Source organism: Candidatus Cardinium hertigii, assembly GCF_003176915.1.
In the GTDB taxonomy this organism is placed as follows: Bacteria; Bacteroidota; Bacteroidia; order Cytophagales; family Amoebophilaceae; genus Cardinium; species Cardinium hertigii_A.
Map to the genome: position 1 here is coordinate 1,028,811 of NZ_CP029619.1, position 24,872 is coordinate 1,053,682.

Below are 24,872 nucleotides of genomic sequence, written 5' to 3' on the forward strand. Positions count from 1 at the left end.
ACAATTATTGTATGATACTAATGCGACCAATATAAATGTTAGTAATGGAAAATGATATGCATTGTAGCCTACTGTTTCATTTCTATCGATGTTAATTAGTGCGGATAATTTACGCGTGCCAATAATTCCAGTTTATAGCTTTCCCACGCTGTAATGGCTTTTTGGGCTACACCGGAAGTGATAGCTGCTTGTGCAACGGCTGTAGCGACATGGGTTAGTAGACGAAAGTCCATAACTTTAGGTAATAGGTATGTTTTACCAAAGTGTATGTTCGTGCCATAGTATTTACGCATGATAACAGGAATCTCTTCATGGGCTAATGTTTGGATCGCCTCTACAGCTGCTCGCTTCATAGCTTCATTAATAGCCGTAGCCTGCACATCCAATGCACCTCTGAAAAGATAGGGAAAGGCAAGTGCATTGTTAATTTGATTCGGATAGTCCCCACGCCCTGTGGCAAAAACCACATCTGTTCTAGCAGCCATAACAGCTTCATAAGCGATTTCTGGTAGAGGGTTGGATAAGCCAAAGATAATAGGATTTTTGGCCATTTTTTTTACACTTTCCGCCATTAAAATATTTCCAGAGGAGAGCCCTATAAAAACATCCGCGTCTACTACAGCATCGTGTAGCGTATGTACAGGGCGGTCTGTAGCAAAAGGTTCTTTGATGGGATTACTTTCTGCTCTGTCCTTACGAATGACCCCTTGTCTGTCGCATAGTATAATTTGTTCAGGAAGCACGCCTAGTGTTAGGAGCAGCTTAGCCGTAGCGATAGCACTTGCACCTGCTCCACTAAAAACTATCTGAACCTGTGTAAGCTCCTTATTTACTACCAGTAGAGCATTTAGTAAAGCTGCGCAAACTACAATGGCCGTAGCATGTTGATCGTCATGCATAACAGGTATGTCTAGCGCTTTGCTTACCTTTTCTTCAATTGTAAAACATTCAGGTGCTTTAATGTCTTCTAAATGCAAGGCCCCAAAAGTAGGCGCGATGGCCTTTAGAAAAGCTATAACTTCTTCTGGATCAGTCACATCTATTTCAATATCAAAAGCGTCTATCCCAGCAAAATGCTTGAATAACATTGCTTTTGCTTCCATAACGGGCTTAGCCGCCAATGGACCAATATTACCATAACCTAAAACAGCAGTACCGTTCGAAACTACACCTACTAAATTGCCCTTACCTGTGTAGTGGTAAACCTTTTCATGGGATGCCATAATTTCTTCACAAACAGCTCCTACACCTGGGGTATAGGCAGTATTGATATCACGCGGTGTGGTTAGGAATTTGGTAAGAGAGGTTCCGATTTTCCCAGCGGGAAATTGGGCATGGTACGCCAAGGCTTCTTCCTTTGTAACGGTAGTTTTAGACATAAATGTTCTTAATTTAAATATTATACGATGGTCTGTTTATAGTCCTGTTGTTTAACTGGCAAGGTATCCATCTGGGTAGAGGTAAGTGATTTAAGCTACACCATTAAATTTAGTAATTATGTACGTTATTTAAATAGCATAGTTGGCTAGAATAGGTAATTAAAGGAATAAACATGAATAATTTGGGCAGTATACAAAATATAATCCTTATTATCAATAAAATTATCCAATAAGTTTTAGTTTTATCGGTACGCTAATTTGACGGATCGGTATGGTTGGCAGCTGACACAGGTTTGCATACCTTTGCAGGGTAAGCACGCGCAACCAGGCTCCCTATAGAAGAGCGACCTCCTTGTAAAAGGTAAACGCTCGCAAATTCCTTCAGGCTAAACCATAGCTTTAATTTTCGCAAGCACTTCTTCTGCATGTTTCGATACCCTTACTTTAGGCCAAATAAAAGCAATACTTCCTTCTTTATCAATTAAAAAAGTAGACCTTTGGATACCCATATACTTTTTACCTAGAAAAGATTTTTCCACCCATACGCCATATTGCTTACAAATATGTGAATCTACGTCAGCAATAAGTGCAAAGGTTAAGGCATGTTTTTTTTTAAAACGTTCATGTGAAGCAGTATCGTCTGTAGATACCCCAATGATAACCACGTCTAATGCTTTAAATGCAGCTTGCAGATCATTAAAGTTTTTTGCTTCAGCAGTACATCCTACTGTATGATCTCTAGGGTAGAAATACAATAGGACCCATTTACCCTGCAATGCTTTGAGCGTGCCCTCTCCCTTATCCTGTGTAGGTAAAAAGAAATCAGCTGCTTTATCTCCTATGCTTACTAACATTATGTTTACATTTTATTTAGATCCTATCTTTTCAAGATGGGTAGCGGAGCAGTTTCTAGGAAAGCAATATTTCCTGTAGGTCATACCGCTATAGTAATATAAAAAACCTTATGTTATTGCTTCTTGGGCAAGATGTAATGACTTTTACTGTTTCAATGAGCGTGTGCGTGCAAGCAGAAATAGACATAGCGTTTATCCAGATCGCAGCTTTTGATCGATACCTTTACGCTATCTCCCAATCGGTAGCATTTTTTTGTGTATTTTCCTATAATCTGGAACTGTTTTGCTTCAAAGCGGTAGACATCATCTGTAAGATCTGCCAATCGCACGACCCCCTCACATCCATTGGTTACAATTTCTATGTAGAGGTTCCATTCCGTTATGCCACTAATAATGCCATCAAATGTCTCATTCTTTAGATTTTGTAGAAACTCTACTTGTTTATATTTTATAGAAGCTCTTTCTGCGCTAGCTGCGATGTATTCTCGTTCTACCGCATATTGACAGTTTGCTTCCTCCAATACCATCTGTTCGCATAGCCATTTACCCTTTAAGTAAAGTTTTAAAAGGCGATGTGCTACTATATCTGAGTATCTTCTAATAGGTGAGGTAAAGTGACTATAATGGGAGAAAGCCAATGCAAAGTGGGGATTTGGTTTGGTTGTATATAAAGCTTTTGCCATAGAGCGGATGGCGAGCGCTTGTATAATAGGCTCTTCTGGTTTGCCTCGGATAGCCTCTTCCAAATGATGCATTGTTTTAAATATAGGTCGGTTACCTGGTTTAATGGTATAGCCCAATTGCTGTACAAATAGAAAGAATTCGCTTAATTTGCTTGGATCTGGTTTATCATGTGTCCTATAAATAAAAACAGGTGCTATTTCGTTCTTTTTTTCATTCTTTTTGCTTTGAATTTTTTTTGCTACATAAGTAGCAACCTCTCGATTGGCTAGTAGCATAAACTCTTCAATAAGCTTATGGGTTTCTAAGGTTACTTTTGGTACAATCTGCAATGGCTTACCATTGGGATCGAGCGTAAAACGCAGTTCTCTGGTTTCAAAGTTTATGGCACCCTTTTTAAAACGTTTTGCCCGCAGTTGTTTGGCTAAAGCGTTTAATGCTACTAGCTCTTGATAGAACGCAGCTGTTTGGTTATCCAAGGTTGCTTGGGCTTCTTCGTAAGTAAATTGCTTATGGGATGTAATAACGGTTTCACCGAACCATTTATTATGCACTTTTCCCTGATCATCTAGTTCAAAAATAACGGAAAAAGCTAATTTAGCGCTACCTGGGTGTAAAGAGCAGAGTTCATTGGAAAGTAGTTCTGGTAGCATAGGGATACAACGGTCCACTAGGTATACAGAAGTATTACGCTTATAAGCCTCTTGATCAAGTAAAGTAGCTGGCAATACGTAGTAGCTTACATCCGCAATATGGATACCAACCTGATGATAGCCATTGGGCAATTTTTGATAGGAGAGTGCATCATCTAAATCTTTCGCATCAGCTGGATCTATTGTAAAAGTAGGTATGGCACGCAAGTCTCTTCTTTTGGTTATTTCTGTTTCAGGAATAGCAGTAGGGATAGTTTGTATACTGGCCAATACTTCCTCCGGGAATGTATTACATAGGCCAAATTCAGCCATAATGGCATGCATCTCTACCTCATGGAGGCCTGCCTGTCCCAGATGCTGCACAATAGTACCGGTTAGCTGGTTGTCTATACCATGGGAAGCAGTTAGTGCAATGACTGCTTTATCGTTTTCTTGTAAAGACATACCCTCCGTTTCTTCCAATAAAACTATATGCGTAACATGCCGTTGCGTGATGGTAGCTTGCGCTTGTTTACCAGTTGAAACCACACGTCCAATAACAGGGGTAGGGTTGCGTTCCATAATTTCCACTACCACACCCTCTGGCCGATGGCGGCGTTTGCTTGCGCACAAACGTACCTTTACCAAATCTTTATCTAGGGCAGATAGTAAATCTTTTTGAAATACCAATATATCTTTTGGTTGATCGGGAGCTATAATGTAAGCATATTCAGCTCGTACATAATCTACCCGTCCTATTACATAGGTAGATTGCTGCAACCATTGGTAGCGTCCTTTATTGATTTTTTTTACCTTACTATGGTGTATAAGATCTAACAAAGCTTTTTTTACGGCTGCTTTGTCCTTTTTTTCTGTAAGCTGTAGGAGGGTACAGAGCTGCTGAAAGGTATAGGATTTATCTGGAGCTTTTTTTAAAGCTTGTAAGATTTGTTCAGCCTGTTGTGCTGCTTCTTTTTTATTTGGCGTATTATGCATAATTCTAATCATGGTTATACCCTTTTAGGTATGAAAAAACATACCACATGCCAAGGCTTGTGCCCTTCTGGGAATAGGTGCCAGAGCCTGGGACTATATGCCAAATGTATATAAGCAGTTAGCCTAATATAGCATTAGCTTACTATAAGTAGAATGGGCTAGTTATAATTAACCTTGCAGGGCTAGAAATTCCACAAATTCCACTTAAAATAAAGGTAACGATATTATGCTATAAAAGCAGTAGGGAAACCATTGTAATAAAATAAATTATTCAAGAAACCATTATGCAAAACGATAGTAACGAAATGAGTACTATTAATCCGTGGAGTGGTTTCTTGTCAAATGAATAGGCAAAATAGGTACGCTACGCTTTGGATAGTTTGGCAGGTAACAAAGGGAAACTGCATGGGTTAATACGCTATGTTTTTGCTTACATATTTTTCCTTTGTAATTGCATGACAGAATCAACTGGTTTAAGTTACTGATCGATGCGTAGTATTGCAGTTTATTTATAATAAATTTCATTGTAAATGAGTGTAATTAAAGAGATTTTAGGCTACTATTGGCGTCAAACGGCATGGGAGGATTGGCGGAGTGCTGCTGCTACCCGCTTGCTGGTAGTAAGTTTATCTCCATTAACATAGCAATAATTTTAATTTTATAGGTGAGTAGGTTAACAATAAGTTGTTTTACAGCACGATGTATTGTATATTATCTGTATGCTTGATTATTGTGCCTAATTATTGTGCCTATTTAGCTGAGGTTGAGTTGTGGTTTGCTTTTTTAAGCAAAGTATATTATTTAAATATAGGCCCTTATGCAAAATAATTTTAAATAAAATATTAGTAAGATTATTATTTATTGTTAACCAGTGGAGTAGTTTTTTGTCAAATGAATAGGCAAAATAGGGGGAGCAACTGCGGCATCATATCGTAAATCAATTAAATACAGAAGATAAAAAAGCTATGCTCAATTAGTTGATTGTTATACCGAGCACTTTAAGCAGTTCGAGGTACTTTGTGATAATGATGCGGTCTTTTTTATTATTAAGGACCCAATGAAAAAAGCTGCTGTTATTGAAGCATTAAAAAACAATAAAACAATTACAGCGATTGCCTTATGCAACTATTGTCTTAGCGCTGAAAGTGCGGAAGTGTTACTTAAAGCATTTTAGCATACCAAGATTTGGCTATTTGTGGATAGTGTTGATTTTACTTAGTAGCAAACGTTTCTAAGGCCATCTCTGCTTCTTCTTCAGTAACTTCAGTGTAAATTGGCTTTAAGTTACCAGTTAATGACTTTTTATGTTTATAAGAAACATATTGCAAGCTGTTTCTAATTTGGTGCACAATACAGACTTGATGTTCAGTTTTAGGGTATACAGCAGCGATGGCTTCAGATATACCTGATAAATTAGCTGTACAAGTAATTAGCATATCGTTCATACCACGATTTTTGAGCTTTGTTAAGTTTCCTAACCAAAATTTATCTCCTTCATTTTTATTCATTCACAGTTTTAAAACATCTTTCATGCCTAATCTGTCTATACCTAACGTGACATAGACTGCCTTATTAGGAATATTGCGTAATCTGCTTAATCTGTTCTGTAGATAATCCAGTTAGTGAGCTAATAGCTTCTATAGGGTAACCATGCTGAAGCATAGCCTTAGCTATAGAAAGGGCTTTTGCCATTTCTCCCTCTGCTTTACCTTCTGCTTTACCCTCTGCTTTACCTTCGTTTCTAGCTTTCTCTAGCGTATTCGCTTCTATCCTTAACCATTTCAAGCGATCTTCATAAGCCATTCTTTCCTCAGCAGTGAAGTTTATCGTATCTAAAACATGCAACGCCTTTTTTAAGCTGTTGCTATTTAACGGTTGGGGCAAATTATCTTTGTTGAGTAAGTCATGTCGGGTAAGAAAAGCTATCCAAATGTCTAACGAATTCTTTATTTTTTTTAATAATGTTTCTAGGTCTTCCTTTGGATCGTTACTGAACTTAATCAGCTCTATGGTATGCAATTCCAGATCGGTAAAGTAGGGCAGTCCACTCTCTTGTTCTCTGATATGGAATACATTATGATACTTATTGCTATCTGTTATAGAAATAAAATTAAGAATATGAATTCCTATTGCTTTGTTTAAAGAGGAGTAAGTCTCAGAAGATTTTAATTGATCAGTATACAGCTTAGCCCAATAATATAAAGCGCGTTTATCATAATCTGCCTCATCTGTAATTTGAATTTCTATATTAAACCTTTTCCCTGTTTCTCCTATGGCTTTCACATCTAGTATGGATAGTTTATCACTTCTAAAATTTTTTGGGTTATAGGGATTTAATAGGGTAAGATCTACCACTTGGTCCTCCGAAGAAACAGTAGCATTTATTAATGCAATTAATAAATCCTTATTTTCTTCTACCCCAAAGATTTTTTTAAAGGCCAAATCTATTTTTGGCGTAATTTTTTCCATACTTTATTCTATTTTTTAGTTGTAAAGCGACAGCTTGTATAAGCGTAATACATGTTGTAAGATAATAGTTTTCTATAGAATGTAAGGGGAGTGTCTAAATGGTTTAGCCATTGCAATGGCTGGTACGTTTAATGGACAATATGCGTTCTATTGGGTTGGCAAGATTCGCTTGGTAGGGAAGAGGATATTTACAATACTTACTGACTGCTTGCTACAATGCATCAATGCTGTCTATAGTATTGCTGGTATTTCATTAGGAATATTGCGTAATCTGCTTAATCTGTTCTGTAGATAATCCAGTTAGTGAGCTAATAGCTTCTATAGGGTAACCATGCTGAAGCATAGCCTTAGCTATAGAAAAGGCTTTTGCCATTTCTCCTTCTGCTTTACCTTCTGCTTTACCCTCTGCTTTACCCTCTGCTTTACCTTCTGCTTTACCTTCGTTTCTAGCTTTCTCTAGCGTATTCGCTTCTATCCTTAACCATTTCAAGCGATCTTCATAAGCCATTCTTTCCTCAGCAGTGAAGTTTATCGTATCTAAAACATGCAACGCCTTTTTTAAGCTGTTGCTATTTAACGGTTGGGGCAAATTATCTTTGTTGAGTAAGTCATGTCGGGTAAGAAAAGCTATCCAAATGTCTAACGAATTCTTTATTTTTTTTAATAATGTTTCCAGGTCTTCCTTTGGATCGTTACTGAACTTAATCAGCTCTATGGTATGCAATTCCAGATCGGTAAAATAGGGCAGTCCACTCTCTTGTTCTCTGATATGGAATACATTATGATACTTATTGCTATCTGTTATAGAAATAAAATTAAGAATATGAATTCCTATTGCTTTGTTTAAAGAGGAGTAAGTCTCAGAAGATTTTAATTGATCAGTATACAGCTTAGCCCAATAATATAAAGCGCGTTTATCATAATCTGCTTCATCTGTAATTTGAATTTCTATATTAAACCTTTTCCCTGTTTCTCCTATGGCTTTCACATCTAGTATAGATAGTTTATCACTTCTAAAATTTTTTGGGTTATAGGGATTTAATAGGGTAAGATCTACCACTTGGTCCTCCGGAGAAACAGTAGCATTTATTAACGCAATCAATAGATCCTTATTTTCTTCTACCCCAAAGATTTTTTTAAAGGCCAAATCTATTTTTGGCGTAATTTTTTCCATGCTTTGTTCTATTTTTTTAGTCGTAAAGCGACAGCTTGTATAAGCGTAATACACACTGCAAGATAATAGTTTTCTATAGAATGTAAGGGGAGTGTCTAAATGGTACAGCCATTACAATGGCTGGCACGTTTGATGGACGATATGCGTTCTATTGGGTTGGCAAGATTCGCTTGATAGGGAAGAGGATATTTACAATACTTACTGACTGCTTGCTACAATGCATCAATGCTGTCTATAGTATTGCTGGTATTTCATTAGGAATATTGCGTAATCTGCTTAATTTGTTCTGTAGATAATCCAGTTAGTGAGCTAATAGCTTCTATAGGGTAACCATGCTGAAGCATAGCCTTAGCTATAGAAAGGGCTTTTGCCATTTCTCCCTCTGCTTTACCTTCTGCTTTACCCTCTGCTTTACCTTCTGCTTTACCTTCTGCTTTACCCTCTGCTTTACCTTCGTTTCTAGCTTTCTCTAGCGTATTCGCTTCTATCCTTAACCATTTCAAGCGATCTTCATAAGCCATTCTTTCCTCAGCAGTGAAGTTTATCGTATCTAAAACATGCAACGCCTTTTTTAAGCTGTTGCTATTTAACGGTTGGGGCAAATTATCTTTGTTGAGTAAGTCATGTCGGGTAAGAAAAGCTATCCAAATGTCTAACGAATTCTTTATTTTTTTTAATAATGTTTCTAGGTTTTCCTTTGGATCGTTACTGAACTTAATCAGCTCTATGGTATGCAATTCCAGATCGGTAAAGTAGGGCAGTCCACTCTCTTGTTCTCTGATATGGAATACATTATGATACTTATTGCTATCTGTTATAGAAATAAAATTAAGGATATGAATTCCTATTGCTTTGTTTAAAGAGGAGTAAGTCTCAGAAGATTTTAATTGATCAGTATACAGCTTAGCCCAATAATATAAAGCGCGTTTATCATAATCTGCCTCATCTGTAATTTGAATTTCTATATTAAACCTTTTCCCTGTTTCTCCTATGGCTTTCACATCTAGTATAGATAGTTTATCACTTCTAAAATTTTTTGGGTTATAGGGATTTAATAGGGTAAGATCTACCACTTGATCCTCCGGAGAAACAGTAGCATTTATTAATGCAATTAATAAATCCTTATTTTCTTCTACCCCAAATATTTTTTTAAAGGCCAAATCTATTTTTGGCGTAATTTTTTCCATACTTTATTCTATTTTTTAGTTGTAAAGCGACAGCTTGTATAAGCGTAATACATGTTGTAAGATAATAGTTTTCTATAGAATGTAAGGGGAGTGTCTAAATGGTTTAGCCATTACAATGGCTGGTACGTTTAATGGACAATATGCGTTCTATTGGGTTGGCAAGATTCGCTTGGTAGGGAAGAGGATATTTACAATACTTACTGACTGCTTGCTACAATGCATCAATGCTGTTTATAGTATTGCTGGTATTTCATTAGGAATATTGCGTAATCTGCTTAATCTGTTCTGTAGATAATCCAGTTAGTGAGCTAATAGCTTCTATAGGGTAACCATGCTGAAGCATAGCCTTAGCTATAGAAAAGGCTTTTGCCATTTCTCCCTCTGCTTTACCTTCTGCTTTACCCTCTGCTTTACCTTCTGCTTTACCTTCGTTTCTAGCTTTCTCTAGCGTATTCGCTTCTATCCTTAACCATTTCAAGCGATCTTCATAAGCCATTCTTTCCTCAGCAGTGAAGTTTATCGTATCTAAAACATGCAACGCCTTTTTTAAGCTGTTGCTATTTAACGGTTGGGGCAAATTATCTTTGTTGAGTAAGTCATGTCGGGTAAGAAAAGCTATCCAAATGTCTAACGAATTCTTTATTTTTTTTAATAATGTTTCTAGGTTTTCCTTTGGATCGTTACTGAACTTAATCAGCTCTATGGTATGCAATTCCAGATCGGTAAAATAGGGCAGTCCACTCTCTTGTTCTCTGATATGGAATACATTATGATACTTATTGCTATCTGTTATAGAAATAAAATTAAGAATATGAATTCCTATTGCTTTGTTTAAAGAGGAGTAAGTCTCAGAAGATTTTAATTGATCAGTATACAGCTTAGCCCAATAATATAAGGCGCGTTTATCATAATCTGCTTCATCTGTAATTTGAATTTCTATATTAAACCTTTTCCCTGTTTCTCCTATGGCTTTCACATCTAGTATGGATAGTTTATCACTTCTAAAATTTTTTGGGTTATAGGGATTTAATAGGGTAAGATCTACCACTTGATCCTCCGGAGAAACAGTAGCATTTATTAACGCAATCAATAGATCCTTATTTTCTTCTACCCCAAATATTTTTTTAAAGGCCAAATCTATTTTTGGCGTAATTTTTTCCATATTATATTCTATTTTTTAGTTGTAAAGCGACAGCTTGTATAAGCGTAATACATGTTGTAAGATAATAGTTTTCTATAGAATGTAAGGGGAGTGTCTAAATGGTTTAGCCATTACAATGGCTGGCACGTTTGATGGACGATATGCGTTCTATTGGGTTGGCAAGATTCGCTTGATAGGGAAGAGGATATTTACAATACTTACTGACTGCTTGCTACAATGCATCAATGCTGTCTATAGTATTGCTGGTATTTCATTAGGAATATTGCGTAATCTGCTTAATTTGTTCTGTAGATAATCCAGTTAGTGAGCTAATAGCTTCTATAGGGTAACCATGCTGAAGCATAGCCTTAGCTATAGAAAGGGCTTTTGCCATTTCTCCCTCTGCTTTACCTTCGTTTCTAGCTTTCTCTAGCGTATTCGCTTCTATCCTTAACCATTTCAAGCGATCTTCATAAGCCATTCTTTCCTCAGCAGTGAAGTTTATCGTATCTAAAACATGCAACGCCTTTTTTAAGCTGTTGCTATTTAACGGTTGGGGCAAATTATCTTTGTTGAGTAAGTCATGTCGGGTAAGAAAAGCTATCCAAATGTCTAACGAATTCTTTATTTTTTTTAATAATGTTTCCAGGTCTTCCTTTGGATCGTTACTGAACTTAATCAGCTCTATGGTATGCAATTCCAGGTCAGTAAAGTAGGGCAGTCCACTCTCTTGTTCTCTGATATGGAATACATTATGATACTTATTGCTATCTGTTATAGAAATAAAATTAAGGATATGAATTCCTATTGCTTTGTTTAAAGAGGAGTAAGTCTCAGAAGATTTTAATTGATCAGTATACAGCTTAGCCCAATAATATAAAGCGCGTTTATCATAATCTGCCTCATCTGTAATTTGAATTTCTATATTAAACCTTTTCCCTGTTTCTCCTATGGCTTTCACATCTAGTATGGATAGTTTATCACTTCTAAAATTTTTTGGGTTATAGGGATTTAATAGGGTAAGATCTACCACTTGATCCTCCGGAGAAACAGTAGCATTTATTAATGCAATCAATAGATCCTTATTTTCTTCTACCCCAAAGATTTTTTTAAAGGCCAAATCTATTTTTGGCGTAATTTTTTCCATATTATATTCTATTTTTTAGTTGTAAAGCGACAGCTTGTATAAGCGTAATACATGTTGTAAGATAATAGTTTTCTATAGAATGTAAGGGGAGTGTCTAAATGGTTTAGCCATGCTAGCGGCCCACTACTTAGTAGTCCTTGAATTATTATGTATTTATTTATTAATCAATTATAAAAATTATAATATTCTATACAATAACCATATTGGGAAATATATAATATTGGTTATGATTATTTTCAGTTTAAGTCATCTTGTCATTTTTCTTATTGTTAATAATCGAATAGAAAAAGCCGCTGCTGTTGAAGCATTAAAAAGAACAGGACAATTAAAACTATTAATTTAAACGGAATCAATATTGGAGATGCAGCGCTGAAGACGTTAGCTGAAACAGTATAAAATAATACCACAATTACAACTATTAGCCTATAATTCAATAATATTAAAGATTCAGGTGCCATAGTCTTAGCAAAAGCCTTGCTACAGCTGCTATGGCGTTAGCGGAAGCATTAAAACAAAGCAATACAATTACAGCTATCGATTTAGAAGGCAATTGTATTGGAAATTCAGGCGCCGCAGTGTTAGCTGGAGAATCAAGATTCAATTTGGAGATTTAGGAGGAGGTTTAATGATCTAATAGGTTTGGACTACAATTTTATAAATTGTAAATTGCTAAGACTAGAAAAGTAAGCTGGCTTGTCGCTTTGGTGCTTAATAGGAAGAGGATGATCGAATAGCATGTTGCGTGCAGCATGTTTTCCTTATTAAGGAAGCGGTCAGCTATCCGTTTGGGTTAGCCGAAGAGGAAAGTCCGGGCAATAGAGAGCGCCCTACTTCCTAACGGGAAGGCATGGGGTAGTAGATGACCCTGTGACAGCAAGTGCCACAGAAAATAAACCGCTTGTTACATTAGCTGATGATGTAGCAAGTAAGGGTGAAACGGTGCGGTAAGAGCGCACCGCTCTATTGGTGACAATAGAGGCATGGTAAACCTTAGGGATTGCAAGGCCAAGTAGGCATACCTCTGCTTGCGTAGGTAAGTAGGACGGGCTGCTCGTCTGTTTTTCTTTTATTAGAAAGGGTATGCGGGTAGGCTGCTAGAGGGTCTAAGTGATTAGGCCCCCAGATAAATGACAAGCAAGTGTATCTGTTTTGCACTACAGAACCCGGCTTATAGGCTTACTTTTCTTCTTTATTTATTTTATTCTGTGTATTATCCTTTTATGCATCATAAAAAGATCGGTAGGGAAAATGACTATTTTTTATTCCTTTGACTTGCCTACCGATAAGGAGGCTCTATCATGAAAAACGCTACTTTTTCCTTCCAAAAGGCAAAACAATAAGTCAAGTCAATGTGATCCCTTTAACATGTAGAAGCAGCCATATGTGAAGGACATAAAGTGTTGCTGTTTTATTTATTACTTATGCTGGTAAATAAGCCTTTTGTCTTGGCAAATTTCTTTATTTGCTTGCGTAAAACCCGCTATAGCTAATTGGTGTGCATTATGTTTTTAGCTGAATTAGGCCTTAGCTGCATATACTCTGCTGCCTGATTTCAGTGCTACTTTATCCAACAAAACTGGTAAATGACTAGATGCTTTTGTGGTACTGACTGCTAGAACCAAACCTGCTTTATTTTCCACAATAAGGGTTGCTATGCTGTGCTATTTCTCTCTACTGATTATAAATACTGATTAGTAACAGTTTATATAACTAATTAATAAAAAATTAAAAGCAGCCACCATAGCTATACAGTGGCTGTTAGATATATTGTTCATTTTAAACCATATCTGGTTTATGATTTATGATACCCGCACTTACCGTAGTCTAACTCATCCAAAAGTTGTTCCAGACCTTCCTTCTCTTGTAGTGTCAATGCTTTATGATGCCGTATTGTAAACCTTAGCCTAGGCGTACAGTTCATTAGAAGAACCTGTTGAGTTACCGTTAGTTGCGTATTCGGATGCTGCGCATGTATAAGCGTCATCCGAAGATCCATCTTTTCTTCTGGAGTTAGCACTTGCTTCTGCAGTTGTAGCTCCAGTTTCTTCATTTGCATAAGCACTACAAATTCCTGGGTACGTTGGTATTCTTCATGTGTTAGTCTTGGCTTTTTTAATAACTGTTCGTATTCCTGGTATTCCTGATGTTCCAGTAGTAGTTGCGCTTGTTGTAGCAACATAGATTGCGTACGCTCAGGGTACCCCTTCTGTTCCTGTTGTTGCAGTTCTTCCCTCATTTGCATAAGCGCTACAAATTGCAGGCGACGTTGATTTTCATCTTGTGTTAATCTTGGCTTTTTTAGTAACTGCTCGTATTCTTGGTATTCCTGATGTTCCAGTAGTGGCTGCGCTTGTTGTAGCAACATAGATTGCGTACGCTCAGGGTACCCCTTCTGTTCCTGTTGTTGCAGTTCTTCCCTCATTTGCATAAGCGCTACAAATTGCAGGCGACGTTGATTTTCATCTTGTGTTAATCTTGGCTTTTTTAGTAACTGCTCGTATTCTTGGTATTCCTGATGTTCCAGTAGTGGCTGCGCTTGTTGTAGCAACATAAATTGTGTACGCTCAGGGTATCCCTTCTGTTCCTGTTGCTGCTGCTCTAAAAGTTGTTCCCTTTTTCGCTGATTATTATAAACAGATTTAATCGATGGATCGGTATTAGGGTTGGTCTTAATATTTTCACAATCTTGTGCTAATGCTACTAGAGCGGAAAAAAACAATAAAGGTATAATTTCTTTTTGGTATTTTTTGTTTTGCATATGGCTTCTTATGGTATTAAAGTTTGTTTGAATAATTATGTGTTTATACTGATTATGCTCCCTTGTAAATGTTAAGATACATACCTCCTTTAAGGATAAGGCAGTTTTAAGGAATTATTTTATATATTCCAAAGGGCTTGAGGGTACTCATGTATACTTGTTGTAATTTAACAGTAGTCTACCACCGTATCATACATAATAGAAGCAAGAACGCAACTAGATTATTATACATATAATATACATATAATTTTTAAACGCCCCTGTACAAGGGGGAAATATTTTATTAAACCGTTAAAGGGACAACCGAAAAAAGAAAACCCACTAGAACCTGTTCGTTGACCTCAAGTGAAATATTGTTAGGAACCAATAGAAAGACTTCATTTTTAATGAGTAAATTAACCTATTATAACCTTTTGTATATACATTTAAAAATGTACCAACTGCAACACGCCTCTTTGCCTATTCCTATTTTATATAGGAGAAACTTCCTTATTGGATAATAAACAATATAAAGAGTAACTTTCCCTGTAAGGCTAAAAATTTTATAAGGGTAATAACAACCTTTATTATTATTAAAACAAAGGCATAACAAAAATGTCTCTGTTCGGCACTGTGGCGGTAAGCTGAATGAGCACAAAAATTATGCTTCAAGGCAACATAGCCTCATTAAATAATAATAAATTATTCAGTTTATGCAAAACAATGCTAACAATAAAATAGCAATAAGCGTATTCCTATTAACCAGTGCAGTAGTTTCTTGTCGAATGAATAGGCAAGATATGGGTAATAAACAGCTCCCCAAGGAATTACTTTTCGAAATGACCCAATGTATAAAAAGAGATAGCATTGAAGAATTTTGGCGTTCCAATAGCGTAACGAAGACTTATGCAGAAAAAAAGTTTGAGAATTATATAAACTTGTTTAATCGTTATGAAAACTTGTTTAATAAGCTCGATACACTCGACGACGAACATGCAGACTTTCTTCTCACTATTGATGACCCAATACAAAAAGCCGCTGCTGTTAAAGCGTTAAAAAAAAATAAGACAATTACAACTATTAGCCTAACCCAGAATAGGATTGAAGATGCAGGTGCAACAGCATTAGCGGAAGCTTTAAAGGTTAATAAGACAATTACAACTATTGACCTCTTTTACAATGCTATTGAAGATGCAGGTGCAGCAGCATTAGCGGAAGCTTTAAAGGTTAATAAGACAATTACAACTATTACACTAAGCTGTAATTCTATTGGAGATGCAGGTGCAACAGCATTAGCGGAAGCTTTAAAGGTTAATAAGACAATTACAACTATTAACCTCTTTTACAATGCTATTGAATATGCAGGAGCAGCAGCATTAGCGGAAGCTTTAAAGGTTAATAAGACAATTACAACTATTAGCCTAACCCATAATAAGATTGAAGATGCAGGAGCAGCAGCATTAGCGGAAGCTTTAAAGGTTAATAAGACAATTACAACTATTAGCCTAACCCATAATAAGATTGAAGATGCAGGTATAGCAGCATTAGCGGAAGCTTTAAAAGTTAATAAGACAATTACAGATATTAACCTAAACTCTAATAGGATTGAAGATGCAGGTATAGCAGCATTAGCGGAAGCTTTAAAGGTTAATAAGACAATTACAACTATTAGCCTAACCCATAATAAGATTGGAAATGCAGGTACAGCAGCATTAGCGGAAGCTTTAAAGGTTAATAAGACAATTACATCTATTAGCCTAAGCTATAATACTATTGGAAATGCAGGTACAGCAGCATTAGCGGAAGCTTTAAAGGTTAATAAGACAATTACATCTATTTACCTACTGTACAATGGTATTGAAGATGCAGGAGCAGCAGCATTAGTGGAAGCTTTAAAGGTTAATAAGACAATTACAACTATTCATCTAATGTACAATGGTATTACAAAGAGAGGTGCAAGAACGTTCGCCAAAGTAGATGGCCGTATTTATTATTAGATATGGCTGCTTTATCTTTTTTTCTGTAAGCTGTAGGAGGGTACAGAGCTGTTGAAAGGTATAGGATTTGTCCGGGGCTTTTTTAAATTAAAGCCTGTAGGATTATTAGTGCAGTTTGTTTGGATGCTTCTTTGGCGTATTATGCATGATTTTAGTTATGGTTGTACCCTTAGGTATGAAAAAACAGACCCATATGCCAAGGTTGTTCCCTACTGGAACTAGGTGCCATAGCCCGGACTATATGCCAAATGTATATAAGCATCTAGCTTATATAAGTAGAATAGACCAACTATAATTAACCTTGCAGGGTTAAAGATCTTACACAGAAATTCCACAGGGGACCCATTGTAATAAAGATAAATTATTCAAAAACCTCTTGTGCAAAACAATAGTAGCGAAATGATTACTATTAACCAGTTCAATAGCTTCTTTTTAAATGAACAGGCAAAATAGGGACGCTACGCTTCGGATGATCAACATGGCCTATTGTCCTATTTGGTTTTATACATCTCTTGTTATGCATAAGGAATTGCATCATAAATAAATTATAAGAAAAGCTTTTATGTTACCCCTTAGCGTCAAACGGCATGGCAGGCTTAGGGAGGGTGGTGCTGCTATTTTCTGCTGATAGTAAGCTTATGTCCATTAATGTAGCAATAATTTTATATGCGAACAAAGGTGTAGGCGTCAAGATTTAATCTTGCAGGCAGTAAAAATCTAACCCTCCTATACTTGTCAGTTAAGTTTAGTCTGTTAGTTATTGCTCTTACATATACGCGAAATGGGGTCGCTCACAATTATAGTAGTGTAACCAGCTATTTAAATCCTGTTGTAAGTCATCCAGTTCTGTATAGATCTTTTTACGCATAGCTGTTTTTATATAGGAGTAGCTTCCTTATTGGATAATAAAAATATAAAGAGTAACTTTTTGCTTACTTTATAAGGCTAAAAATTTTATAAGGATAATGATAACCTTTATTAAAACATAATAATAAATTATTCAGTTTATGCAAAACAATGCTAACAATAAAATAGCAATAAGCGTATTCCTATTAACCAGTGCAGTAGTTTCTTGTCGAATGAATAGGCAAGATATGGGTAAACACCTCCCCAATGAATTACTTTTCGAAATGACCCAATGTATAAAAAGAGATAGCATTGAAGAATTTTGGCGTTCCAATAGCGTAACGAAGACTTATGCAGAAGAAAATTTATATAAGTATTATAAAAACAGATTTAATGAGCGCGATACATTCTACTGCAAAGACGAATACTTTCTTATCGCTGTTAATGAACCAATACTACGAGCTGCTGCTGTTAAAGCGTTTAAAGAAAATACGACAATGACAACTATTAAGGTATCCAACTTCGACGAATACTTCAGGAGGGGGAATCCAAGGATTATATCACCTTTTAGTTGGAATATGTTAGCTGAAATACTGAAAGAAAATAATACAGTTAGAACTATTAATCTAGGTGACGGTATTATTGCAGGTGGTCTAGCAACATTAGCGGAAGCTTTAAAGGTTAATAAGACAATTACAACTATTAAGCTAAATGGCACGTATATTAACAATGCAGATATAGCAGCATTAGTGGAAGCTTTAAAGGTTAATAAGACGATTACAACTATTGAGCTAGTTTGCGATAGAATGACAAATGGATATATAGCACGATTAGCGGAAGCAATACGAAATAATACCACAATAACTATTTTCCCAAGCCCTTTTAGAATAATTAGATATGGCCGTATTTATTATTAGATATGGCTGCTTTATCTTTTTTTCTGTAAGCTGTAGGAGGGTACAGAGCTGTTGAAAGGTATAGGATTTGTCCGGGGCTTTTTTAAATTAAAGCCTGTAGGATTATTAGTGCAGTTTGTTTGGATGCTTCTTTGGCGTATTATGCATGATTTTAGTTATGGTTGTACCCTTAGGTATGAAAAAACAGACCCATATGCCAAGGTTGTTCCCTACTGGAACTAGGTGCCATAGCCCGGACTATATGCCAAATGTATATAAGCATCTAGCTTATATAAGTAGAATAGACCAACTATAATTAACCTTGCAGGGTTAAAGATCTTACACAGAAATTCCACAGGGGACCCATTGTAATAAATAAATTATTCAAAAACCTCTTGTGCAAAACAATAGTAGCGAAATGATTACTATTGACCAGTTCAATAGCTTCTTTTTAAATGAACAGGCAAAATAGGGACGCTACGCTTCGGATGATCAACATGGCCTATTGTCCTATTTGGTTTTATACATCTCTTGTTATGCATAAGGAATTGCATCATAAATAAATTATAAGAAAAGCTTTTATGTTACCCCTTAGCGTCAAACGGCATGGCAGGCTTAGGGAGGGTGGTGCTGCTATTTTCTGCTGATAGTAAGCTTATGTCCATTAATGTAGCAATAATTTTATATGCGAACAAAGGTGTAGGCGTCAAGATTTAATCTTGCAGGCAGTAAAAATCTAACCCTCCTATACTTGTCAGTTAAGTTTAGTCTGTTAGTTATTGCTCTTACATATACGCGAAATGGGGTCGCTCACAATTATAGTAGTGTAACCAGCTATTTAAATCCTGTTGTAAGTCATCCAGTTCTGTATAGATCTTTTTACGCATAGCTGTTTTTATATAGGAGTAGCTTCCTTATTGGATAATAAAAATATAAAGAGTAACTTTTTGCTTACTTTATAAGGCTAAAAATTTTATAAGGATAATGATAACCTTTATTAAAACATAATAATAAATTATTCAGTTTATGCAAAACAATGCTAACAATAAAATAGCAATAAGCGTATTCCTATTAACCAGTGCAGTAGTTTCTTGTCGAATGAATAGGCAAGATATGGGTAAACACCTCCCCAATGAATTACTTTTCGAAATGACCCAATGTATAAAAAGAGATAGCATTGAAGAATTTTGGCGTTCCAATAGCGTAACGAAGACTTATGCAGAAGAAAAGTTATATAAGCTTTATAAAAACAGCTTTAATGAGCTCGATACATTCTACTGCAAAGACGAATACTTTCTTATCGCTGTTAATGAACCAATACTACGAGCTGCTGCTGTTAAAGCGTTTAAAGAAAATACGACAATGACAACTATTAAGGTATCCGAATTCAGGAAGAGGAATCCAAGGATTATATCACCTTTTAGTTGGAATATGTTAGCTGAAATACTGAAAGAAAATAATACAGTTAGAACTATTAATCTAGGTGACGGTATTATTGCAGGTGGTCTAGCAACATTGGCGGAAGCTTTAAAGGTTAATAAGACAATTACAACTATTAAGCTAAATGGCACGTATATTAACAATGCAGATATAGCAGCATTAGTGGAAGCTTTAAAGGTTAATAAGACGATTACAACTATTGAGCTAGTTTGCGATGGAATGACAAATGGATATATAGCACGATTAGCGGAAGCAATACGAAATAATACCACAATAACTATTTTCCCAAGCCCTTTTAGAATAATTAGATATGGCCGTTCTATACACATTTAAAGACGCAGCATACATTGCAAGGCGATGCTTTGTTTTTTGCTATTAGGATTAGCCATTCTTTGTTTTAAGTATATGGATTCCAGTAGATAAGTTACTGTATATTTTGCTTCCAAACGTATCCATGGTATAGGTTTCCAACAAATTAAAAAATGGGAGTCTATACCATGACCATAAAAAGGTTTGAAGAACATACCATTATATAATGGTTGGGGCGTATGGATATATAATCTTGCTGCATAATTTTTTGCATTGAAATAAATCACTTTACAAGCAATTTGTAATTTGTTACAGATCCATTTCTGTACAGCGGATAATGCATAACCCGAATAGGTTACCGCTCCAAAAGTATAGTGGGTATATTGCATTTCTATGTTGGTCCACCAAGTGGGCGTAAATATATGGTCTATTTTACATTTAAAATGATGTTTCTGAATTATGCCTACTACGTTATCCATAGGATGTATACGCATGGTTTCTATAGATTTATTTTTGGGGTTTTGGTTAAATCTGTGCTGTAGTACCCATGTAGTAGTTCGATGCCATGTATAGCTGGAACGTGTAACAACAGTATAGCCATGGCCAGCTTTGTCTAATTGTGGTTTAGGGCGTAACGTAGCAAAAAGATGCGCATGGGTAGACAGCTTCCAGTTAGATTGTGGCGTCCAGCTGATGCCACCATACATACCCTCTTCATTACCATGGTTTGTAGCATACTGTTTAAAAGGATTGCCGTAAGGAGCATAAAATGTTTTACCATAGTAATACAATGCGGTGGCAAAATCTAGATAGCGTGAAAGACTAATGATTAATCCTGTAATAAAAGCAGCTCCCACTTTGTGCTTTGCTAAAGCAGTACTAAAAATTCCAACGCCCCCTTCTCCAAACCATAGGCTATTGTACCAGGGGAGGCAGTAAAATAAACTACTAGCTGCTGCCTGTTGACCTTGGAATAAATAGCTGCTATAGTGACTCACTTTAGGTATGATAGGCAAGTCATAATAATGGTAAAGTACATTTATCCCTACTGCTGCTTGGTTATGAAGATAAGGTAGACGTAACGTACAACCTACTGTCTGTTCATTCAGGGTACCTTTCTTTTCTAAATGATGGAGCGTATCGTATTTAGTTGTATAGGCTATATGATGGGTATAAGGTTTGTAATGGGTAGCCCATTTTAAATCAGCATCCAAATTGTTATTAGCATAAAATCCAGTCCATTCAAGCGGTCCTATAGTAGAGGTAATAGCTATACCACGTAATCCTTTACGTTGTATACTTTTATAAGGCCGAATGCCTATGTTATTAGAACGCATAACAGCAACCAGATCAGACCCCTTTTCCCTAGTATAACCTGCATTTAGCAACAGACCTTGCCCTTGTCCAATTTGGAAATCGCCTATTATCAAGTACTTAAAATATTTGCTAGCTGTTAAGGAAAGAGAAATGGACCATATATTAAATCCATAACGATGGGTAGCTGGATCCCAGCAAAAAGCTTCCCCAGCTTGTTTGCTGGCTGTAATATGTAATGCCATGTTATGATATTTAATAGCCAATCGGGTGATCCATTTATCAAAATTACCCAAAGGTAAATAATTTACGCTTGGGCTTATATTAGCTTTTGAAAACCAATAAGGATCATAACGAACCAGCCAATAATAGTTACCGCTTTTTATCTTTTCCCCTAATGAATGAGCTGGAACACTATAACTTTCTTGTACATATACAAAAGGCAATAGCAATGCAATGCTATCTCGGTCAAATTCAGGAATAGCTTGTAGCTCATATTTGGAATAGAGCGGCCCTGTGTTGGCAAGGTGCTTAAAAAAGTGCTCAATTTGCCTATCTGATAGAATCCCTAATGAGGTCAATGCTACAGGGGTAATTTTATTTAAATCTAGCGGTTTAGCATAAGCTGCTTGAAGGTTTTCCTGAATGGATATAAAATCTGCTTCTTCTTCAAAATTTTGTCTTTGATAAACTTGCATAATAGCATCATCCAAAGAACGTAAAAGAGGGGCTTGGGCTAGACAAGGCGCATGTATATTTGTTAGGGTACCCAAACAAAAATAAACCATTGTGACGTATTTGTTTCTAAACGTATGCATTAGATTTAGATTAAAATAGAGCCTCCTTTTGACATAGCGATATGGTTTTTGAGTTTGAAAAAATTTTAAAAGTATCTTTGCTTAGCTTTAGTTGATTGTCCAGCATTCATAGGGTAATATGTATCGTATATAGTTTTTCAAAAAGCCTTACCTTTACCAGTAGGATAAATAAAAAATTATGGATTTTAGCAAGTATACCATCAAAGCACAAGAAGCCATACAACGTGCCATAGAAGTGGCACAGCAACACCAGCAGTTGGCTATAGATACGGGCCATCTCTTAAAGGCTATCCTCAGCAATCCTGAAACACATGTTGCTTTTCTAATGAGCCAGTTGCAGGTTATGTTAACGCAATTAGCATCAGCAGTGGATCAAATTATTCAAAGTTACCCTAAAGCATCTGGGCAGCAGCCCTACTTATCACCTACTATAGAGGCTACTTTACGGAGTGCGGCAGATTATCAAAAAGAATTAGGAGATAATTTCATTGCCATAGAACATTTACTGTTGGGTCTCTGTAGTGGAACAGATAAAACAGCAGTACTTATGAAAAAGTATGGTATAGAAGAGCAAGCATTACTTCGAGCGATTCAAACATTGCGTGGTGGTCATAAAGTTGAAGATCCTAGTGCAGAATCTAAATACCAATCCTTAGCACGTTATGCCAAAAATTTAAATGAGCTTGTTAAAGATGGTAAGATAGATCCCGTTATTGGGCGTGAGGAGGAATCCCGCAGAACCTTACAAATTATCTCCCGGAGAACGAAAAACAATCCCTTACTAATTGGGGAACCTGGGGTAGGTAAGACAGCCATTGTGGAAGGGTTAGCCCAACGTATTGTAAGCGGAGATGTTCCCGAAAATATGAAATCTAAAATTATTTTTTCGTTAGACCTAGGTCTCCTCATTGCTGGCGCTAAGTACAAAGGGGAATTTGAAGAGCGGCTTAAAGCTGTAATCAAAGAAGTGATTGATTCTAATGGCGAGTATATTCTTTTTATTGATGAAATACATACCCTTATTGGGGCTGGTGCAACTGGAGAAGGCGCCATGGATGCAGCTAATTTATTGAAACCTGCATTAGCACGCGGAGAGTTACGTTCCATCGGTGCTACTACACTAAAAGAATACCAAAGGTATATAGAAAAAGATAAAGCTTTAGAAAGAAGGTTTCAAATAGTTTTGGTAGAAGAACCAAAAGAAGCGGATGCTATTTCTATTTTACGTGGCATTAAAGAAAAATATGAATTACATCACGGTGTACGCATTAAAGACAGTGCTGTTGTTGCGGCTGTAAAACTTTCTAGTCGTTATTTATCGGAACGTTTCTTACCCGATAAGGCGATTGATTTAATGGATGAAGCTGCTTCCAAGCAACGCATCATATTGGACACGATACCAGTTGACTTAGATCAACTACAGCGGAACATCACACAATTAGAAATTGAACGAGAAGCCCTACGCAAAGAAAAAGACACAACAAAATTAGAAGAACTGACGAAAACCATTGCTAATTTAAGCGAAAAAAGAGATACAGTAAAAGCAAAATGGGAACAGGACAAAGCCATTATACAAGGTATTAGCGTCCAAAAAAAGCAGCTAGAACAGCTGCGTTTAGAAGCAGAACAAGCAGAAAGAAATTTTGATTATGGCAAGGTTGCAGAGATTCGTTATGGCAGATTAGTAGAAGCAGAAAATAAGCTAAGCGCATTACAAGTAGAGGCAGAGGCCTTGCGTGATGCCAACCCCTTATTTCAAGAAGAAGTTGGCCCAGAAGATATTGCTAAAATTGTAGCCCAATGGACAGGCATACCCGTTGCCAAAATGTTACAGGATGAAAAAGAGAAGCTATTGCAATTAGAAAGTTTCCTAAGAAGTCGGGTAGCAGGTCAAGAGGAGGCCATTCAAGCCGTTGCCCATGCAGTACGCAGGAGCCGTGCTGGATTGCAAGATCCCAGCAGGCCTATTGGTTCTTTTATTTTCCTGGGCACTACAGGGGTAGGAAAAACAGAACTAGCTAAGGCATTGGCCTATTTTTTATTCAACGATGAGCAAGCCATGGTTCGTATTGATATGTCTGAATATCAAGAAAAACATTCGGTTAGCCGTTTGATTGGGGCGCCACCTGGTTATGTAGGGTATGAAGAGGGGGGACAACTAACCGAGGCTATACGCAGGAAACCATATGCTGTAGTGCTGTTGGATGAAATAGAAAAGGCCCATGGGGATGTGTTTAATATCCTATTGCAGGTATTAGATGAGGGCAGGTTAACGGACAGCAAGGGGAGAACGGCTAATTTTAAGAACACCCTTATCATTATGACGAGCAATATGGGTGCGCAGCTTATTCAAAGTAGGTTTTTGGCTATGGAAGAGCTTCCTTCCCCTGCATTATGGATGCAGACCAAGGATGAGGTTATGCAGCTGTTGCAGCAGCAGTTGCGTCCAGAATTCCTTAATCGGGTTGATGAGCTGATTATGTTTAATCCACTTTCTAAAAGTGTAATCAAAGATATTGTTTCCATCCAAGTAAAGAAACTGCAAGCAGATTTACAGAAGAATGGTATTGCTATAGCATTGGATGAAGCAGTAGTAGCCTATTTAGCAGAGGAAGGATACAGCATACAATTTGGGGCAAGGCCATTAAAACGTCTGATCCAGAGATGTATACTTAACAGTTTGTCTACAGAATTACTAGCTGGTCATATTGCCAAAACGCAGCCTATTGGGGTTACCTATAAAGAAGGGAAAATTTTGTTTAGCAACCGCAGTGGGTAGCACATTTTATTGGATAATAAGAAATAGGTAACTAAACCCTGTAAGGTAAGAAACTTTATACAGGATAGCAGTACTT

At 36.7% G+C, this 24,872-nt stretch carries 16 protein-coding genes, 1 other RNA gene and 3 pseudogenes; 6 read left to right on the forward strand and 14 right to left on the reverse strand.

The window, feature by feature from the left end:
- Window positions 1–95: 95 nt before the first annotated feature.
- From DK880_RS04300 to DK880_RS04340, 9 genes are all read right to left on the reverse strand, one after another.
- Entirely contained in the window at window positions 96–1,379 is a 1,284-nt protein-coding gene (locus DK880_RS04300; protein WP_109997557.1) for a malic enzyme-like NAD(P)-binding protein, read from the reverse strand.
- A gap of 386 nt (window positions 1,380–1,765) precedes the next feature.
- Window positions 1,766–2,233: a thioredoxin-dependent thiol peroxidase gene (gene bcp / locus DK880_RS04305; protein WP_109997558.1), complete on the reverse strand. Its 468-nt coding sequence runs from the start codon at window positions 2,231–2,233 to the stop codon at window positions 1,766–1,768.
- A gap of 152 nt (window positions 2,234–2,385) precedes the next feature.
- Complete coding sequence (gene rnr / locus DK880_RS04310; protein ID WP_109997559.1) at window positions 2,386–4,554, reverse strand: ribonuclease R; 2,169 nt, start codon at window positions 4,552–4,554, stop codon at window positions 2,386–2,388.
- A gap of 1,199 nt (window positions 4,555–5,753) precedes the next feature.
- Window positions 5,754–6,050, reverse strand: coding sequence for a transposase (locus DK880_RS04315; RefSeq protein WP_204082258.1), 297 nt, complete (start codon window positions 6,048–6,050; stop codon window positions 5,754–5,756).
- A 64-nt stretch (window positions 6,051–6,114) separates the two neighbouring features.
- Entirely contained in the window at window positions 6,115–7,011 is an 897-nt protein-coding gene (locus tag DK880_RS04320; RefSeq protein WP_109997560.1) for an Rpn family recombination-promoting nuclease/putative transposase, read from the reverse strand.
- A gap of 253 nt (window positions 7,012–7,264) precedes the next feature.
- Window positions 7,265–8,185: an Rpn family recombination-promoting nuclease/putative transposase gene (locus DK880_RS04325; RefSeq protein WP_109997561.1), complete on the reverse strand. Its 921-nt coding sequence runs from the start codon at window positions 8,183–8,185 to the stop codon at window positions 7,265–7,267.
- Between the two features lie 254 nt (window positions 8,186–8,439).
- On the reverse strand, window positions 8,440–9,372 hold the full coding sequence (locus DK880_RS04330) for an Rpn family recombination-promoting nuclease/putative transposase (RefSeq protein ID WP_109997562.1): 933 nt from the start codon (window positions 9,370–9,372) through the stop codon (window positions 8,440–8,442).
- A gap of 253 nt (window positions 9,373–9,625) precedes the next feature.
- Window positions 9,626–10,534, reverse strand: a complete 909-nt coding sequence (locus tag DK880_RS04335) for an Rpn family recombination-promoting nuclease/putative transposase (protein WP_109997563.1) — start codon at window positions 10,532–10,534, stop codon at window positions 9,626–9,628.
- A 253-nt stretch (window positions 10,535–10,787) separates the two neighbouring features.
- Entirely contained in the window at window positions 10,788–11,660 is an 873-nt protein-coding gene (locus DK880_RS04340; protein WP_109997564.1) for an Rpn family recombination-promoting nuclease/putative transposase, read from the reverse strand.
- Window positions 11,661–12,148: 488 nt separating this feature from the next.
- On the opposite strand from DK880_RS04340, the gene DK880_RS05610 reads away from it, so the two are divergent.
- Both DK880_RS05610 and rnpB read left to right on the forward strand, forming a co-directional pair.
- Complete coding sequence (locus DK880_RS05610) at window positions 12,149–12,274, forward strand: hypothetical protein (RefSeq protein ID WP_262494592.1); 126 nt, start codon at window positions 12,149–12,151, stop codon at window positions 12,272–12,274.
- Between the two features lie 152 nt (window positions 12,275–12,426).
- Window positions 12,427–12,847: RNase P RNA component class A (rnpB, locus tag DK880_RS04350), an RNA gene on the forward strand.
- Between the two features lie 336 nt (window positions 12,848–13,183).
- Here the strand turns inward: rnpB and DK880_RS04355 are convergent.
- Window positions 13,184–13,297: pseudogene (locus DK880_RS04355) on the reverse strand (IS5-like element ISCca3 family transposase); the annotation flags it as partial.
- Between the two features lie 155 nt (window positions 13,298–13,452).
- Entirely contained in the window at window positions 13,453–14,418 is a 966-nt protein-coding gene (locus DK880_RS04360; protein WP_109997566.1) for a hypothetical protein, read from the reverse strand.
- A gap of 692 nt (window positions 14,419–15,110) precedes the next feature.
- On the opposite strand from DK880_RS04360, the gene DK880_RS04365 reads away from it, so the two are divergent.
- Window positions 15,111–16,394 (forward strand): leucine-rich repeat domain-containing protein, encoded by a 1,284-nt coding sequence (locus tag DK880_RS04365; protein ID WP_109997567.1) that lies wholly within the window; start codon window positions 15,111–15,113, stop codon window positions 16,392–16,394.
- Between the two features lie 781 nt (window positions 16,395–17,175).
- On the opposite strand, the pseudogene DK880_RS04370 reads toward DK880_RS04365, so the two are convergent.
- A pseudogene (locus DK880_RS04370) lies at window positions 17,176–17,277 on the reverse strand (IS481 family transposase); the annotation flags it as partial.
- Between the two features lie 124 nt (window positions 17,278–17,401).
- On the opposite strand from DK880_RS04370, the gene DK880_RS04375 reads away from it, so the two are divergent.
- Entirely contained in the window at window positions 17,402–18,157 is a 756-nt protein-coding gene (locus DK880_RS04375; protein ID WP_109997568.1) for a leucine-rich repeat domain-containing protein, read from the forward strand.
- A gap of 779 nt (window positions 18,158–18,936) precedes the next feature.
- Here DK880_RS04375 and DK880_RS04380 read toward each other — a convergent pair.
- Window positions 18,937–19,038 (reverse strand): annotated as a pseudogene (locus DK880_RS04380) (IS481 family transposase); the annotation flags it as partial.
- A gap of 124 nt (window positions 19,039–19,162) precedes the next feature.
- On the opposite strand from DK880_RS04380, the gene DK880_RS04385 reads away from it, so the two are divergent.
- Window positions 19,163–19,909, forward strand: coding sequence for a leucine-rich repeat domain-containing protein (locus DK880_RS04385; protein ID WP_109997569.1), 747 nt, complete (start codon window positions 19,163–19,165; stop codon window positions 19,907–19,909).
- Here the strand turns inward: DK880_RS04385 and DK880_RS04390 are convergent.
- Complete coding sequence (locus tag DK880_RS04390; RefSeq protein ID WP_109997570.1) at window positions 19,906–21,987, reverse strand: hypothetical protein; 2,082 nt, start codon at window positions 21,985–21,987, stop codon at window positions 19,906–19,908. The genes DK880_RS04385 and DK880_RS04390 overlap by 4 nt on opposite strands.
- 208 nt (window positions 21,988–22,195) lie before the next feature.
- Between DK880_RS04390 and DK880_RS04395 the strand changes: the two genes are divergently transcribed.
- Window positions 22,196–24,796, forward strand: coding sequence for an ATP-dependent Clp protease ATP-binding subunit (locus DK880_RS04395; protein ID WP_109997571.1), 2,601 nt, complete (start codon window positions 22,196–22,198; stop codon window positions 24,794–24,796).
- Window positions 24,797–24,872: the final 76 nt, after the last annotated feature.